We start from the raw sequence: 15,142 nt of genomic DNA on the forward strand, positions 1-15,142 counted from the left end.
CCGGCCACGATCGAGCGTTTCATTCCCATTCCAGCTCAGCAAAGGCTGCCGTTACGTTTCGCACATGAAACTCGTCAGCCAGCAGCCAATTATCCTTTTCGGACGCGCCTGCCGTTTTGGTCGCTTCAGTCAGTGTCTTATTATCTTTTATCATGGCACGAACATCTTCCGCGATACTTCGGAGGTATCGTTCTAAAGGGTCGAGGCTGTCGGGCCAGGACATGCTCGCTGGTCCATGACCCGGCACGACGCGGGCGGCCGGCTCCTTGCGCAGGACGTCTATAAGCGCCAGCCAGCCAACGATCGAACCGTCGAGCGTAGGGATGTGCTTGGAGAAAAGAAGATCGCCGGCGATCAAAGTGCCTGTCGACTTGTCGAAAATCGTGAGGTCGTTGTCTGTATGCGCGGTGGGGCGTGGAACGAGCGTTATAATGCGTTCGCCTAAATCGATGTCGCGCGGTTCTTTCACGTGTTCGGTCGGAAGGATGATCTCGCTTCCTGCAAATTCGTCTTCGCCGATAAGCCGCCGGTTGTTCTTGAGATAGTTGTCTGCCCGCGCGGCCAGTCCGCGCGCCATTTTGTAATGAGCGACAAACGTCGCTTTTTCAGCAACGAACGGCGCATTTCCGAAAACGTGGTCGGGATGCATGTGGGTGTTGATGACGTATCGGATCGGTTTGTCTGTGATGGCGCGGATCGCGGCGAGAAAGCCGCGTCCGACCATCGCGCTGCCGCCGGTGTCGACGATCGCCACGGCATCTTTGCCGATAATAAGGCTCATGTTGGAGATATCTCCGGCATTTGCCGGTGAGACGAGTTCATAGGCGCCTTGGTGGACAAACAGACCGGGTGCCACCTCGACCATCCTCAGCTCCCGCGCCTCCGCCATTGACACGCGCGGGAGCCAGGGGACAGCCGCCAAAGCCGCAGCTCCGGCGAGAAAATTCTTACGTGTCAATTCGTTAGGCATGTATGCTCATTCCATGATCTGCAGTTGTGATCCTAGATGATCTCATGTCTTGCAGATCTTCCAGCGACCATATCGATCACGGAATCGCGATCGGAACGTGATCGCAGGTGCGAGAATGGGACTTTCGTAGCAAGTAGTCGTGCGGCGCACCAATTATCCCGCAGTGCAATATAAGCCGATGTTTTCTAGGGTTTTTTGGGTCAGTACTATTGTCCTAATCATGTCGATTAGAAAGATTACCTGCGACGTTGTTGCAGGCGGGAAAAAAAAGTGCCTAGATGCCGCCGGGTAACGAGGCCTCTCGAACCTCACACGGTCGTGTGAAAGCCCTTTAGTGTTGGCTTTTTGCAAATAGGGAGAAAAAAAATCCCATTGCACTGGCTGCCGACGGGGCTGGGCGAACAGGGGTCCACGTGAACCACTTGCAAGCGTGGCAAGATTCTCAAAAATGGAGGAAGCGCGATGCGCAAAAGTGCAATCGCATGCGGATTACTCGCATCTGTTGCCTACACGGCGCCCGTTCTGGCCAACGACGACTCGATGAAGTTGTCGCAGGATCCAAAGAACTGGGCTCAGCAGTCGGGCAACTATGCGGGTACTCGCTACTCGAAGCTTGACCAGATCACCACTGCCAACGTTGGCAGCCTGAAGGTGGCCTGGACGTTCTCGACGGGTGTTCTTCGTGGTCACGAAGGTTCGCCGCTCGTCATCGGCAATACGATGTATCTCCACACGGCGTTCCCGAACAACGTTTACGCGTTGAACCTGGACGACGAAAACAAGATCATCTGGCAGTACAGCCCGAAGCAGGATCCGTCGGTTATCCCCGTCATGTGCTGCGACACGGTCAACCGTGGCGTGCAGTACGCTGAGGGCAAGATCCTTCTTCACCAAGCCGATACGTCTCTCGTCGCTATCGACGCAAAGACCGGCAAGGAGCTGTGGAAGTCCGTCAACGCTGACCCCAAGAAGGGTGAGACCGGCACGGGCGCACCTATCATCATCAAAGACAAAGTGATGATCGGTGTTTCGGGCGCTGAATTTGGCGTTCGCTGCTTCATGACCGCTTACGACCTCAACTCGGGCAAGCGCGTATGGCGCGCCTACTCGATGGGCCCGGATGACGAAATCCTGGTCGATCCTGAGAAGACCATGTCGCTCGGCAAGCCGGTCGGCAAGGACTCCTCGCTGAAGACCTGGAATGGCGATCAGTGGAAGAACGGTGGTGGTTCGATCTGGGGCTATATGGCCTACGATCCTGAGCTGAACCTGTTCTACTACGGCACCGGTAACCCCTCTACGTGGAACCCGGCTCAGCGCGCTGGGCCTGATGGCAAGCAGATCGACCAGAAGTGGTCGATGACCATGTTCGCTCGTGACCCCGATACGGGTATGGCGAAGTGGGCTTACCAGATGACCCCGTTCGATGAGTGGGACTATGACGGCATCAACGAGCCGATCCTGGCAACGCTCAAGATCGGTGGCAAAGACCGCAAGGTCGCCGTCCACTTCGACCGTAACGGCTTCGCTTACACCTGGGATCGCGCCACTGGCGAGCTCCTGGTTGCTGAGAAGTACGATCCGGCCGTCAACTGGGCCACGCACGTCGTCATGGATCCCAAGGATCCGCAGTATGGCCGTCCGCAGGTCGTCGCTAAGTACTCGACGTTCCTCAACGGTCAGGACGTGAACACGAAGGGCATCTGCCCTGCGGCTCTCGGCTCGAAGGACCAGCAGCCTGCTTCGTTCTCGGAGAAGACTGGCCTGTTCTACGTTCCGACGAACCACGTTTGCATGGACTACGAACCCTTCAAGGTTTCGTACACGGCTGGTCAGCCCTACGTCGGCGCCACGCTGTCCATGTATCCGGCTCCGGACTCTCACGGCGGCATGGGTAACTTCATCGCTTGGGACGGCGCTGCAGGTAAGATCGTATGGTCGAAGCCTGAGCAGTTCTCGGTGTGGTCGGGTGCTCTCACCACCGCTGGCGGCGTTGCTTTCTACGGTACGCTGGAAGGCTACCTGAAGGCAGTCGATCAGAAGGACGGCAAGGAGCTCTTCAAGTTCAAGACTCCGTCGGGCATCATCGGCAACGTGTTCACCTATGAGCACAAGGGCAAGCAGTTCGTCGGCGTCTTCTCGGGCGTCGGTGGCTGGGCCGGCATCGGTCTGGCAGCTGGTCTGACCAACCCGACCGATGGTCTGGGCGCAGTCGGCGGCTACGCTGGTCTGTCGAACTACACCCGCCTCGGCGGCTCGCTCACAGTCTTCTCGCTGCCCTAAACGCAGCTAAGGACTTAAGGAACCGGCGCAGGTCACCCTGCGCCGGTTCTTTTTTGATTTTCGGGGAAATGAAGTCGTGCTCGTTCTTGCAACGGCGCCATTGTTCACCAGATAAGAATAAAAATATGATCCTGCGGACTATTGTCGCGGCTTGAATTAGCGACTTTTGTCGTAGATCAATTGGGGTCGAAGAAAACTTCAGAAACGATGAGGAAACGCGTGAACAAGTTTGGCATCACATTGGCGGTCGCAGCACTTGCTTGCTCCGCACTGAGCTTCCAGGCGATTGCCGATGATAACTCCGAGGTCCAGGCCAGGGCCAAAGAGCTTGGCTTAGAATTCAAGGACGGTCGTTACAGGGACAAGGACGACAATCCTGCGCCTGTCGTCACCAAGGACTACAAGGTCGACTGGGGCACTTGGAACGGCTTTCGCCGCTACCACGATGCTTGCCACGTTTGTCACGGTCCCAACGCGCTGGGCAGCACCTTCGCGCCCTCACTTGGCGACTCTCTGAAGACCATGGACTACGCGACGTTCTTGCAGACCGTCGCTTCGGGCCGCATCGCGGATCGCGGCGGCACCAAGTACGTAATGCCGGCATTCGGCGATGACCGCAACGTGATGTGCTACATCGACGACATCTACACCTACATCAAGGCGCGTTCTGAAAACATGACGGACCCGAAGACGGGTATGCCTGCGGGCCGTCCGAATGGCCGCGAGGACATCTCTCCGGAGACCAAGAAGACCGCCGCAGAATGCTTCGGCGAATAAGCATGTAACTCCAAAAACGCCCGGGCTCGGAAACGAACCCGGGTGTTTTTGCGTTCACGAAGAAGGGACTGGCGATAACGTGATCGTCATGCCTTGTTAGCGGGTTTACGCCGTATCATAGGGAAAAGGTCCCGTCCCGCGGGACCGCAGGCGTGCGGCGCTTTCACGTCGAACTCGCGCTTGAACAATTGGCCTGTGGCCCGGGCGCGCGGTGAAGCCGAGCGCACACCAATCCGCCAAGCAAGCAACAAGGAATTCATTATCGTGTCAAAGACCGTACTCGCGACCATTGCAGGGATCATTGGCTTAGCGACCGTTTCCGGCGCCTTCGCAGCCGAGGCGCCAAAGGCGGATCTTGTTAACCGTAAGCAACTGCGCGTGTGCGCCGATCCCGCCGATCTTCCGTTCTCCAACGACAAGGGCGAAGGCTTCGAGAATAAAATTGCAGACCTGATCGGTCAGGAGCTCAATCTTCCCGTCGTCTACACTTGGTTTCCAAAGGCTACAGGCTTCATCCGTATGACGCTGTCGCGCAAGCGGTGTGATCTGGTCATTGGCTGGGGCCAAGGTGACGAGCTTGTCCTCAACACCAACGCGATCTATCGCTCGACGTCGGCGATCGTCTACAAGAAGGGCACCGGGCTCGACGGCATCGACACGCTCGCCGATCCGCGTCTCAAGGGTAAGCGTATCGGTGCTATTCAGGGGTCTCCCGGCGCCAACTACATCGCCAAGTACGGCTTGATGGCGAACGTCCATGGTTATCCGATGATGGTCGACCGCCGTTACGAAAATCCGGCAGAGCAGATGATGAAAGATATCGAGTCTGGTGAGATCGCCGCGGGCGTTCACTGGGGTCCGATTGCGGCCTACTGGGCGAAACGTGGCGGCGACGACCTTGTGGTGGTTCCGTTGCTGAAAGAACAAGGCGCAGGCAAGATTGCCTTCCGCATCACGATGGGTGTGCGCCAGGGCGATGATGCCTGGAAGCGCCAGCTCAACGAGATCATCGCCAAACGTCAGGGTGATATCGACAAGATCCTGTTCGACTATGGGATTCCGCTGCTGGTGGATGACGATACGAAAATGGATCTTCTGACCGCGCCGCGGACCGCGAATGCGACTGGCGGAGAAAAGAAGGCGGAGGATACGGCTTCTAATCCCGCGGCAGAGACCGCTAAAGCACCCTGATTACCCATCGTCCTTAGTCAGCTTTGCATGAAATGGCGGCGCCCGCTCGACGGCAGCGCCGTTTTTTCGTATCAGGGCTCCGCTCGCCCGGCGGCGGATCAATAACAAGACCGCGCTTTATTGCGCGGACGTTAGCAGTGAGGAAACGTCCATGAGAAACGTTCGCGCCGCAATTCTAATCGCTGCGCTTTTGCCGTTTTGCACCAGCCTCGGCCTGCACGCAGAGCATGTCGATGTCGGACCGGCACCGCCCCCGAACGCCGAAAGGCCGCCTGAGCCCGACGGTTACCGCATGGACGAGTACCGCAAGCCCGTGCCTGCCACGCTGAAAGGCGCGACTGTGCTGACTTCCGACAAGGCTGGTGATCTGTGGACCAAGAAGGCGGCGATCTTTGTCGACGTCTATCCGCGTGCACCCAAGCCGCCGAATCTTCCGAAGGGGACTTTCTGGCGCGAGCCGATCCACCTCACCATTGAGAATGCAACCTGGCTGGCGAATGTTGGTTATGGTGTGATCTCGCCGCAGACCGATGACTACTTCAAGAGCAACCTTGAGAAGCTCACGGCCGGTGATAAGTCGAAGGCGGTTGTATTCTACTGCTTGCGCGATTGCTGGATGAGTTGGAATGCCGCCAAGCGCGCGCTTACTTACGGTTACACGAAGGTCATGTGGTATCCCGACGGCACGGACGGCTGGCAGGAAGCGGGCTTGCCCGTTGTGCAAGTTACGCCAGTTCCGCAAGAGCCGCAGCCATGAGGCTCGCTGCTATGACACCTCCATAAAGGAAGCCCGGCAGATCGTTGCCGGGCTTCTTTTGTTTGTCGTATGGGTGAAGCTCAGTTGCTCATCTGGGCGCGAATGCTGCGCGCTATAAAGCCGGCCCGCTCTTCGATCAGCTGGGGAATCTCGCACGCGATCGGAATGTTTTGCTGGCGCTCCTGAAAAACGCGCACCTCCCACTTGTACTTCTCTTCTTCAGGGGTCAGATGGTCGACTTCTTCGGCCGGCATGGGATTTTCAGGAAGAGCTTCGCCTTGAGACGGCAGCGTCAAGCCTTCCTTCTCGATCTCCTTGGCGCGGGCGAGCTGGCGCTTGTGGAAGCGTTCGATGCCGGACATCACGACCTTGCGTTCGTCGTTGATGCGCGACAGAGCGGCGGAGAACAGCAGCGTCAACTTTTGATCGCGCTCGGCCTTGGGAATAGATTCTGCGTATTTCTTGATCGCGGCATCGACTTCATCTTCCGGAATGCGGCGCGCAACAACATACTCGGACAGCTTGCGAATGGTGTCATCGTCTCGCCAGTTCGGCAGACCCTCAAGAGAAGGACCATCCCAAATCTGGGCGGGTGAAATTTCCAGCACCTTTCGCGAGATGCATGGCCACTCGGGCTCTTTGTTGTCCTCAGCGCCATTGCTTTGCGCCTGATTAGTTGCCTCTGCTGGTGCGGATTGCTCGGTGCCAGGAGCGGCTTGCTCATCTTGAGCGCGCGACGGCGCGCTGGTTGCCAATACGGGCAAGGAAGCAAGCACCGCCAATGCGAGCAATTTGGATAAATTGACTACAGATTTCATCATGGAATGGACTTTCAGGCTGCTCCTCCAGGACCACCGCGCCGGGCGATCAAACCCTTGGAGGGATTGTAGGCGAACACGGCTGCGGTCAGGAACAGGATCGTGCAGGCGACGACCACCAGCAGTGAAACGATATCGATCTGTCCATAAAAGCCGAAACGGATAAGCTCAACCCCATAGGTGAATGGATTGAGTCGGCAGATCTCATAAAGAATTGGACTCGCCTCGCGGATGCGCCACAGCGGATAAAGTGCACTCGAGGCAAAGAACATTGGGAAGATAACGAAGTTCATCACGCCGGCAAAGTTTTCCAGCTGCTTGATTACGGACGACATGAACAGCGCCAGCGATCCCAGCATCAGGCCGGAAAGGATCAGAGCGGGCAGAACGGTGACGTAGCCCGCAAACGACTGAGCCCACTCAGGGACCGAGAACAACGGCGTCGTGATGGGTTCTGCAACCCCGCTCAGCACCCCGGAGAACCACGGACTGGGGTCATACATGGTAAAGAGCGAGACCTCCTGGAATGCGGCCGGCTGGATTTCCCAGAAATAGGCAACCAGCAGGAATGCGTAGACCTGAAGGAGCGCGACCGAAACGCCGCCCAGCAGCTTCGACAGCAGTAGGAACGTGCGCGGGAATGGGCTGACGAGAAGCGTGCGCATCGCGCCCGTCTCTCGATCATAGACCATCGACAGCGACGACTGCATGGCGTTGAATAGCAAGATCATGCCGATCAACCCGGGCATGATGAATTCTTCGTAGAGAACGTATGACTGGTAGGGCGGAATGATCGAGACGCCAAGTGTCTGGCGGAAGCCTGCGGCGAAAATGAAAAGCCAAATCATTGGCCGCACGAGGGCAGAAAAAAATCGCTCGCGCTGGTGGAGATAGCGCAGAACCTCACGCCACACGATGCCGCGGAAGCAGGCGCTATAATTGGCGAGGCTTAGGCCGCGATGTTCTTCAACCCGATCTGCGTTTGCGGGAATATGCGAGGCAGGGCCGGTCACGACGCGAGCGTTCATGGTCATCACGCGGCCTCCTGCGCGGAAGATCCGGTGATGGCACGGAATGCCTCGCTGACAGAGTTCGTGTCTGTCGTCTTCAAGAATTCCGGTACGTTTCCATTATAAAGAACGCGCCCCTTGTGCAGCACGACCACGAGATCGGTAGGGCGCACCTCATCCATAAGGTGAGTGGCCCACAACACGCCCAGCCCCTGTTTGGCGACAAGATCGCGAACGATCCCGACGACGCTCTCGCGCGAGCCGATGTCGAGGCCAACGGTTGCTTCATCCAGCAGGAGCAGATCGGGTTTGTGCATCAGCGAGCGCGCAATCTCGACGCGCCGTGCTTGACCGCCCGACATTGCCCGTACCTTCTCTTTGGCGCGATCGGCCAGTCCGACCACCTCCAACGCCTGCATGGCCCGTTCACCGGCAACGCGCGTGTTCATACCGTGCAAGGCGGCGTGATATTTCAGATTCTGCAAAAGGCTCAGATCGTTGTCGAGTGTGCGGCTCTGAAAGACAACGCCAAGCCGTTGCAAGGCAGCCGTCGGCTTGCGCCGCACATCGAAGCCGCGAATGAGAATTTCGCCGGAAACGTTGTCGTACAGGCGGGTTATCAGGGAAAACAGCGTCGACTTTCCTGCGCCGTTAAGGCCTAAAAGCACAACGAACCGTCCCTGTTCGACCGTGATAGACACGTTATCTAGAACCTTCTTATCGCCGAAGGCGTGACTGACCTCTCGCACGACGAGCGCCTGCGTTGGTGCGCTTTGCTTCTCTGCTGCTGCTGCAGTCATCGGTACCATCTAAACCTAAATACATGCTCGCCAATGCGGTCCGCGGTGCATCCTATTCCTGACTAATGACCACGCCCCAGGGATAGCGGCCAACCTTGATCGACTTAAGCGGCTTGAGCTTATCTACGTCGACGACGGTCACGTCGTTGGATGTGCCGTTGGTGGTGTAGAGCAACTTGTCGTCGGGGGTAAGGTACATCTGCCAGACGCGCTGGCCGACCAGAATATATTTCTCGACTTTGAAAGTAGCGACGTCGATTACGGCGACGCGGTTTGCCGGTCCCAAAGCAACGAAGGCCTTTGTGCTGTCCTTGGTGAGGCGAATGCCAACCGGCTGGATAGCTTCCTTCGCAATGCCGGGGATCTCAAAGGAGATCTTGGCGATCTGCTTGCGATTGGTTGGATCGAGCACCGTTACCGTGCCGCCGATCTCGGACGAAACCCACAACTGCGTGCCGTCATGATTGAACAACGCGACGCGCGGGCGGCTGTCGACAAGGACGTTATCGAACGTCTTGTGGGTTTCGGTGTCGATGAAATGCGCCATGTTGGTCGTTTCCGAGGTGTTGACCAACACCTTGCCGTCCGGGCTCATTCCCATGCCCTCGGGCTCGACGCCGACTGGAATGTCGGAAATGACGGTGCCCTTCTCGATGTCGACAACTGTGACCAGGTTGTCATCCTCGTTGGCCACGTAAAGGGTCTTGCCGTCGGGATGCAGGATCAACAACTCAGGATCGGGCCCCGAAGGCAGCGATTTGACGAACTCGTAGGTCTTTGCGTCATAGACCTGAATGATGTTGTCATCGCTGGTGCAGATGATCAGCCACTTCTGATCCTTCGACATAACGATGCCGCGCGGGCGCTGTCCGACCTTGAAGGTCTTGATGACCTCCTGCTTTGTGCTGTCGATGACGCTGACCGTGTTGTCCTTCTCATTCGTGACATAGACCGTGTAGGCCTGCGCTTGCGAAGCGGAGGCGGCGACTGCGGTGAAACATGCCAGCGAGTAGAATAAGGACTTGTTGGCGGACATTCTCAGTTTCTCCAAAATGGATATGGGGCGGCTGCCAAAAGTCTCGTGCCTGGGCAATGAGCCTTGCGTCTGCCGGCTGAAATTAGATGAGACGCAGCGTGGCGCGGGCTATTTGGCATACGCTTTACACTTAGTCTCCGGCTTGTCGTAACCCAGCGTGTCGAGCACCGAAGTCTGGTGCAGGAAACCCGGTTGAGGAGAGACCGACACGAGCAATTTCGGCGTGGCGACAATGATCGGTTCGCGCAGTTGACCGTTCCAGGAACGAAACGTCGTCTTCACTCCCTTGAATGCTGCAACCTCGAAATTCGGGGAATGAACGAATTGGTTAAGGTCAGCGAATTTGTTCGACTTGGTGCGGGTCGCAGCTTCCCCAACCACGCGCATGGCAAGCCAGGCATCGTAGTCGGTCGGCCGCATGATACGGTCGGCAAGCCGTTTGAAGCGGTTCTGGAACTGCGTGCCCCCCCAAAGCTCCACTGCGGGATGCCAGCTGGTTGCAACGAGACCCGTGGTTCCGGCAACAGGACGCGGAGACCATGTGCGATAGGGAATGTAATCGCCAAACAGATTGCCTTCGTCGGCAACCATCACGATGTCGTGCTCCTTGGCGCCTTGCGTGAAGCCCGGAATCTGCTGTTGGACTTGTTCAAATCCGCCATCGGCGCGCCGGCTGCCGCCTTCGTACTTGAATTCCCGCTCTTCCACGATTTTCGAGCCAAAACGCTTGGCCGCGCGGCGCAGAGCATCGGCGTACAACTTATCTTCCTGCTGCGGACCGACGATCAAAAACCAGTTATTCCAGCGCTTCCAGGCCAGATACTGACCGAGAGCGTCGGCAAGCATGGATCGCGTCGGCGCGAGGTGCAGCATGTTGGCGCGGCAGTTCTCCTCGCGCAGGCTGTCGTCCGGATTTCCGACGTTCATTACAACCGCATCTTTGCCCGCCAGTGCATCTGCGAGCTTGAGAAGCGCGTCAGGGGCCATGTCGGCAGCGATGAATCCGGAAGTCTGCGGAACCTTCTCGACCGCCGCTTTGATCAGGTCGTCGACGTTGGCGCTTTCTATGACGTCGAGTGTAAAGTTCTGCTTGGTGAATTGTCCGGTCGTGTTGTTATCAGCGATGCCGAGCTTCGCGCCGGCAATGCCTTCATCCGACGGTGGCAGATCAAGAAGCGACAACGGCAAATTCTTTTCGCGTTGCTGCTTGAGATAAAGGATGGGTACCTGCTGCACATCGGCGGCCGTGGTTTTGGCGTTGTCTGAAGCGGCCGGCGTCGCCTGCTTGTCCGCGCTATCTTGAGCATAAACCGGACGTACGTCGACCGGGCTCATTGCAAGCATCAGTCCCGTCGCCAAGACACCGGTGAAACAAGCCTTGCTTGTCGATGCAGCGCGAAGACCCACGCGCGGCCAGATATGTGCTGGTTCGCTGCTCATTCTCAGTCCGTTGCAGACCTTCACCAATCGCATTTCGCGACGACGAAGTGCCGGCCCGAAATGTTACTGTATTGCTTATCCTGTAAAAGGGGCGCATGTGACGCGTTGTCAAGGGACGGTCCGATTACTCGCGGTTTTGTGACCGTTCGTGCGCTGCAAACCTTTTGGCTGGACCTTGCAAACCGCATACCCACTAATGCACCTAAAGCTATGGCCAACCGTAGTCGCAACTGAAAGTCTTGGATGAGAATGCTTCGTTATCTGTTCCTTTGCCTGGGAGCGCTATTTGCGGTTCTGCCGGTTAATCCGGCCTTCTCGGCGCCGAAAGCAGCTGTCTTTCCGTTCGATATGCGCGATGTGGAGCAGGAAGGCGAAATAGTTCCCCAATACAACGAAGAGGATTTGCGCCGCCTCAAGGTAATCGCTGACGAACTGCGCACGTTAATGACAAAAGACGGCCGATACGAACTTGTCGATCTGACCCCTTACGAGTCTGAGATCCAAATGGCTGCCCCACTGGCGAAATGCGATGGCTGCGAAGCTCCGATCGCTCAAAAGGCGGGCGCTGACATTGCGGTCACCGGTTTTGTCGACAAGTGGTCGGATGCGCTGATTAGCATTCAGGTTTTTGTCCGCGATGTTAAGTCCGGCAAGCTTACGAAAGCCATGTCGGCAGAGGTGCGGGGCAATACCGATGAGCTATGGCTGCACGGGATTAGCTGGCTTTGGCGCAATCGTTTCAATGTCGAGGAGACGAAGAACTGATGCTCGACAGGCGACATGTGCTTCTCATGGGGGCCGGCGCCGCAGCGTTTGCGCTTGCGCCGGCGGGGTCGCGCGCTGCCAGCATGGTCCGGTTGACCTCGGTAAAGTATGGAACTGTGAGTTGGCTGATCGAGACGATCAGACAATATGATCTCGATAAAAAGAACGGCCTCGATTTACAAGTCGTCGAGGTTGCCAACAATCAGGCCGGTCCCGTTGCGCTGCTGGCGGGCGAGGCGGACGTGATTGTAACCGACTGGACGTGGGCGTTGCGCTTGCGCTCGAAGGGCAACGATTTGAAGTTCTCGCCCTACTCCTCGGCGCTTGGAAGCCTTTTGGTTCCCAAAGACAGCCCAATCAAGACGCTGGCCGATCTGGAAGGTAAACGCGTGGGAGTCGCTGGCACCAGCATCGACAAGAGCTGGGTGCTCCTTCGCGCTTACGGGATGAAGCTGCTTGGCAAAGATCTGGAGAAGATCTGCCAGCCCGTTTACGGTGCGCCTCCACTGGTCACTGAAGAGTTCCGGAATGGTCGGCTCGATGCCTGTCTCAATTTCTGGACCTACGCGGCGCGGTTGACGACGGAAGGTGCCAAGCAGCTTCTGACGGTCGACGACATCATTAAGGCTCTGGATGTTTCACCCATTCCGCCGCTCGTCGGCTTTGTATGGTCGGAACAGGAGGTACAGGCCAACGGCGTTTCCATCGAGCCCTTGCTGGCGGCGGTGGCGGACGCCAATCAGCTCTTAGCCACGTCCGACGAGGCGTGGGAACGCATCAAGCCGCTTGTAAAGCCGTTCAGCGACGCAGAATTTGTGGCGCTGAGAGAATATTTCAGGTCCGGCGTTCCAGGGCCCTGGACACAGGCGGAAACGGCCTCGGCCGGGAAGCTGACACAACTGCTCATAGAACTTGGAGATGCGGAACTCGTAGGCGATGGCACCCGTTTCGACCCAAACCTATTCCACACCCGCACGGGTTAGCCGGTTAAGGGCGCCGCAAGCCGGACTGGAGCGTCTGGGCTGGGCGGTGGCCTCGTTGGCAACTCTGGTGCTGTTGTGGCACGTCGGCGCCGAGTGGGCGCACAGCCGGTATTTTCCCACTCCCGCCGCCGTCTTCGACGTGCTGAAACGTGAGGCGTTGGACGGGCAGCTGTTTACCCACGTTGGCGCGACGCTGTTGCGAGTCGTCATGGCGTTCACCATCGCCATGTTCATCGGCAGCGTTATCGGTATGCTGCTTGGTCGCTTCAAAACCGCTGATCGGTTCTTTGACACCTGGCTCATTCTCGTTTTGAACCTGCCGGCTCTTGTCACGATCACCTTGAGTTATGTGTGGCTGGGCATGAACGGGACCGCGGCGGTTGTCGCCGTTGCGATCAATCAAATCCCGAATGTGGCCGTGACAATGCGCGAAGGCGCGCGCAGTCTTTCGCGCGATCTCGCTGAGATGGCGCAGATCTACAAGTTTGGCCCATGGCGCACGTTCCGCCACGTGATCCTGCCGCAGCTCGCGCCCTTCTTTGCCGCGGCGGCGCGTTCGGGGCTGGCGCTTGTTTGGAAGATCGTTCTGGTCGTCGAGGCGCTGGGTGGAAGTGGCCGCGGCGTCGGCTATCAGATCTACATTGCATTCGGCAGTTTCGACGTGACGACCATTCTGGCCTACGCGCTCGCCTTCATCGTGATTGTGCAGATCATCGAGCTTGCCATTCTCCAACCTATTCAGGCCAGGGTGAACAAATGGCGGCGCTGATGGAACAAGAGCTCGCAAGGATGGGCGCCAGCGCCGGAGGTAACGGAAAGATCCGCGTCAACGTCGATCGTAAGATCTTTCCTGCTCTTGCCGACCGCGATGCGCAGCTCGTTCTGAGCGATGTCTCCTTCGATGTTGCTCCTCGCGAGTTTCTTGTGCTGACCGGCCCGTCAGGCTGCGGCAAGAGCACCTTGCTCAACATCATCGCAGGCCTCGATACGGACTTCGAAGGCTCGATTGATCTTGGGGCGGGCCGCGATGCGATGACCTTCATTTTCCAGGCCCCGCGGCTGCTCCCATGGCGGACTGTTTATGAAAACATCGCCCTTGCATTGCCGGAGGGCGATGCCCGGCTTGCGCGTATTCCCGAGATGCTTGCACGCGTGGGGCTAACCGAAGCCGCAAATGCGTATCCAGAGCGGATTTCCTTAGGTATGCAGCGGCGCGCTTCGCTGGCGCGGGGATTTATCGTGGAGCCCCAGATCTTGCTCATGGACGAGCCGTTCGTGTCGCTCGATGATCCAACGGCCCAGAGCCTGCGGCAATTGCTCTTGGAACTGATCGCACGCCAGCCCACGACGGTAATTTTCGTTACCCATGACCGCGCCGAGGCAATACAACTCGGCACCCGCATCTTGCGCCTCTCGCCTGGAAAGGCCAGTGTCGTGGACGATATCTCGGTGCGGCTCACGCCAGAGCAGCGCAGGGACAGGACAGCCGTTCTTGCCGAGCAGATGCGGGTGTTCGGCACAGGCTGATCCGCTTCTCGCCCTCGGGTGATCGACTAGCTTCGACAAGGTCTTCTTCGATGTCCGACAGTTCGCAGCGGGGTGCGCCCGCTTTCCTCGCCAGTGTCACCAACACCGAAGAGGCGTATACCGCATTCGCCGCAGGTGCTGACGTCATCGATTGCAAGGATCCCGCGACCGGAGCGCTCGGCCGTCTCGATCTTGGCGAGATCGCAGACATTGTGAGGGCGGTGTCGGCGCTTGCTCCGGTCAGCGCCACCATTGGCGACAGCTTTGCAAACGTCCCTGAGATGGTGCAATCAGCGCAGGAGGTCGCGGCAACGGGCGTCGCTATCGTCAAATGTGGATTTGACGGATCGCCCGATGATGTTGCGGCGGCCGAAGCGTTGGCAGCAGCCGAGCTTGGCAAAGCCAAGCTGTTTGCCGTGCTATCGGCTGACAAGATTTCCGATTTCAGCATCGTGCCGCACTTGGCGCAGCTCGGCTTTATGGGCGTCATGCTCGACACTGCGGACAAGCGGCGCGGTGCGCTGCCGCAAGTGATGGAGACAGACCGTCTCTCGGCTTTCCTTGCTATTGCGCGCAGCTATGGACTGGCTGCGGGTCTCGCGGGCTCGCTACGTCTATCTGACATCCAAACCCTCGCGGCCTTAGGGCCAGATATTCTCGGCTTCCGCGGCGCTTTGTGCGAGGGTGGGCGGACAGGCGCGGTGGACGAAGCGCGCGTTGCGGCCGTCCGGCGAGAACTTGATCGCGTCGCAGGTGCAATTGGGAAACGCTCGGTGGCCTAGAGC

Annotated in this window: 15 protein-coding genes; 9 read left to right on the forward strand and 6 right to left on the reverse strand. The window is 58.0% G+C overall.

What is annotated here, in order from left to right; translation table 11 throughout:
* Positions 1 to 19: 19 nt before the first annotated feature.
* Entirely contained in the window at positions 20 to 970 is a 951-nt protein-coding gene (locus R3D51_06280; protein MEZ5899085.1) for a quinoprotein relay system zinc metallohydrolase 2, read from the reverse strand.
* A gap of 462 nt (positions 971 to 1,432) precedes the next feature.
* Between R3D51_06280 and R3D51_06285 the strand changes: the two genes are divergently transcribed.
* The 4 genes from R3D51_06285 to R3D51_06300 all read left to right on the forward strand — a co-directional run bounded on the left by R3D51_06285 (position 1,433) and on the right by R3D51_06300 (position 5,978).
* Positions 1,433 to 3,253 (forward strand): methanol/ethanol family PQQ-dependent dehydrogenase, encoded by a 1,821-nt coding sequence (locus R3D51_06285; GenBank protein ID MEZ5899086.1) that lies wholly within the window; start codon positions 1,433 to 1,435, stop codon positions 3,251 to 3,253.
* A gap of 219 nt (positions 3,254 to 3,472) precedes the next feature.
* A complete protein-coding gene (locus R3D51_06290; GenBank protein ID MEZ5899087.1) occupies positions 3,473 to 4,030 on the forward strand; it encodes a c-type cytochrome, methanol metabolism-related in 558 nt (185 codons plus the stop codon).
* A 264-nt stretch (positions 4,031 to 4,294) separates the two neighbouring features.
* The gene (locus tag R3D51_06295) at positions 4,295 to 5,221 is read left to right on the forward strand and encodes a substrate-binding domain-containing protein (protein ID MEZ5899088.1); all 927 of its coding nucleotides are present in this window, start codon (positions 4,295 to 4,297) and stop codon (positions 5,219 to 5,221) included.
* Between the two features lie 151 nt (positions 5,222 to 5,372).
* Entirely contained in the window at positions 5,373 to 5,978 is a 606-nt protein-coding gene (locus tag R3D51_06300; GenBank protein ID MEZ5899089.1) for a PQQ-dependent catabolism-associated CXXCW motif protein, read from the forward strand.
* An 80-nt stretch (positions 5,979 to 6,058) separates the two neighbouring features.
* Here R3D51_06300 and R3D51_06305 read toward each other — a convergent pair whose 3' ends face one another.
* The 5 genes from R3D51_06305 to R3D51_06325 all read right to left on the reverse strand — a co-directional run bounded on the left by R3D51_06305 (position 6,059) and on the right by R3D51_06325 (position 11,082).
* Positions 6,059 to 6,799 (reverse strand): hypothetical protein, encoded by a 741-nt coding sequence (locus R3D51_06305; GenBank protein ID MEZ5899090.1) that lies wholly within the window; start codon positions 6,797 to 6,799, stop codon positions 6,059 to 6,061.
* Positions 6,800 to 6,810: 11 nt separating this feature from the next.
* Positions 6,811 to 7,830, reverse strand: coding sequence for an ABC transporter permease (locus R3D51_06310; protein MEZ5899091.1), 1,020 nt, complete (start codon positions 7,828 to 7,830; stop codon positions 6,811 to 6,813).
* The gene (locus R3D51_06315) at positions 7,830 to 8,606 is read right to left on the reverse strand and encodes an ABC transporter ATP-binding protein (protein ID MEZ5899092.1); all 777 of its coding nucleotides are present in this window, start codon (positions 8,604 to 8,606) and stop codon (positions 7,830 to 7,832) included. Before R3D51_06315 ends, R3D51_06310 begins: the two co-directional genes overlap by 1 nt.
* Positions 8,607 to 8,658: 52 nt before the next feature.
* Positions 8,659 to 9,642, reverse strand: a complete 984-nt coding sequence (locus tag R3D51_06320; protein ID MEZ5899093.1) for a YVTN family beta-propeller repeat protein — start codon at positions 9,640 to 9,642, stop codon at positions 8,659 to 8,661.
* A 108-nt stretch (positions 9,643 to 9,750) separates the two neighbouring features.
* Positions 9,751 to 11,082 (reverse strand): ABC transporter substrate-binding protein, encoded by a 1,332-nt coding sequence (locus R3D51_06325; protein ID MEZ5899094.1) that lies wholly within the window; start codon positions 11,080 to 11,082, stop codon positions 9,751 to 9,753.
* A 243-nt stretch (positions 11,083 to 11,325) separates the two neighbouring features.
* Here R3D51_06325 and R3D51_06330 point away from each other — a divergent pair, with 243 nt between their 5' ends.
* From R3D51_06330 to R3D51_06350, 5 genes are read left to right on the forward strand one after another with little or no spacing between them, the layout of a single operon-like run.
* Positions 11,326 to 11,847, forward strand: a complete 522-nt coding sequence (locus R3D51_06330) for a DUF3280 domain-containing protein (GenBank protein MEZ5899095.1) — start codon at positions 11,326 to 11,328, stop codon at positions 11,845 to 11,847.
* Entirely contained in the window at positions 11,847 to 12,830 is a 984-nt protein-coding gene (locus R3D51_06335) for a transporter substrate-binding domain-containing protein (GenBank protein MEZ5899096.1), read from the forward strand. Before R3D51_06330 ends, R3D51_06335 begins: the two co-directional genes overlap by 1 nt.
* Positions 12,784 to 13,599, forward strand: coding sequence for an ABC transporter permease (locus R3D51_06340; protein ID MEZ5899097.1), 816 nt, complete (start codon positions 12,784 to 12,786; stop codon positions 13,597 to 13,599). The genes R3D51_06335 and R3D51_06340 overlap by 47 nt, the downstream gene beginning before the upstream one ends.
* Positions 13,599 to 14,357 carry an ATP-binding cassette domain-containing protein gene (locus tag R3D51_06345; GenBank protein MEZ5899098.1) on the forward strand — a complete coding sequence of 253 codons (759 nt, stop codon included), beginning with the start codon at positions 13,599 to 13,601 and terminating at the stop codon, positions 14,355 to 14,357. Before R3D51_06340 ends, R3D51_06345 begins: the two co-directional genes overlap by 1 nt.
* Positions 14,358 to 14,407: 50 nt before the next feature.
* The gene (locus R3D51_06350) at positions 14,408 to 15,139 is read left to right on the forward strand and encodes a (5-formylfuran-3-yl)methyl phosphate synthase (protein MEZ5899099.1); all 732 of its coding nucleotides are present in this window, start codon (positions 14,408 to 14,410) and stop codon (positions 15,137 to 15,139) included.
* Positions 15,140 to 15,142: the final 3 nt, after the last annotated feature.

The organism is Hyphomicrobiaceae bacterium (genome assembly GCA_041397645.1).
Lineage (GTDB): Bacteria > Pseudomonadota > Alphaproteobacteria > Rhizobiales > Hyphomicrobiaceae > Hyphomicrobium_B.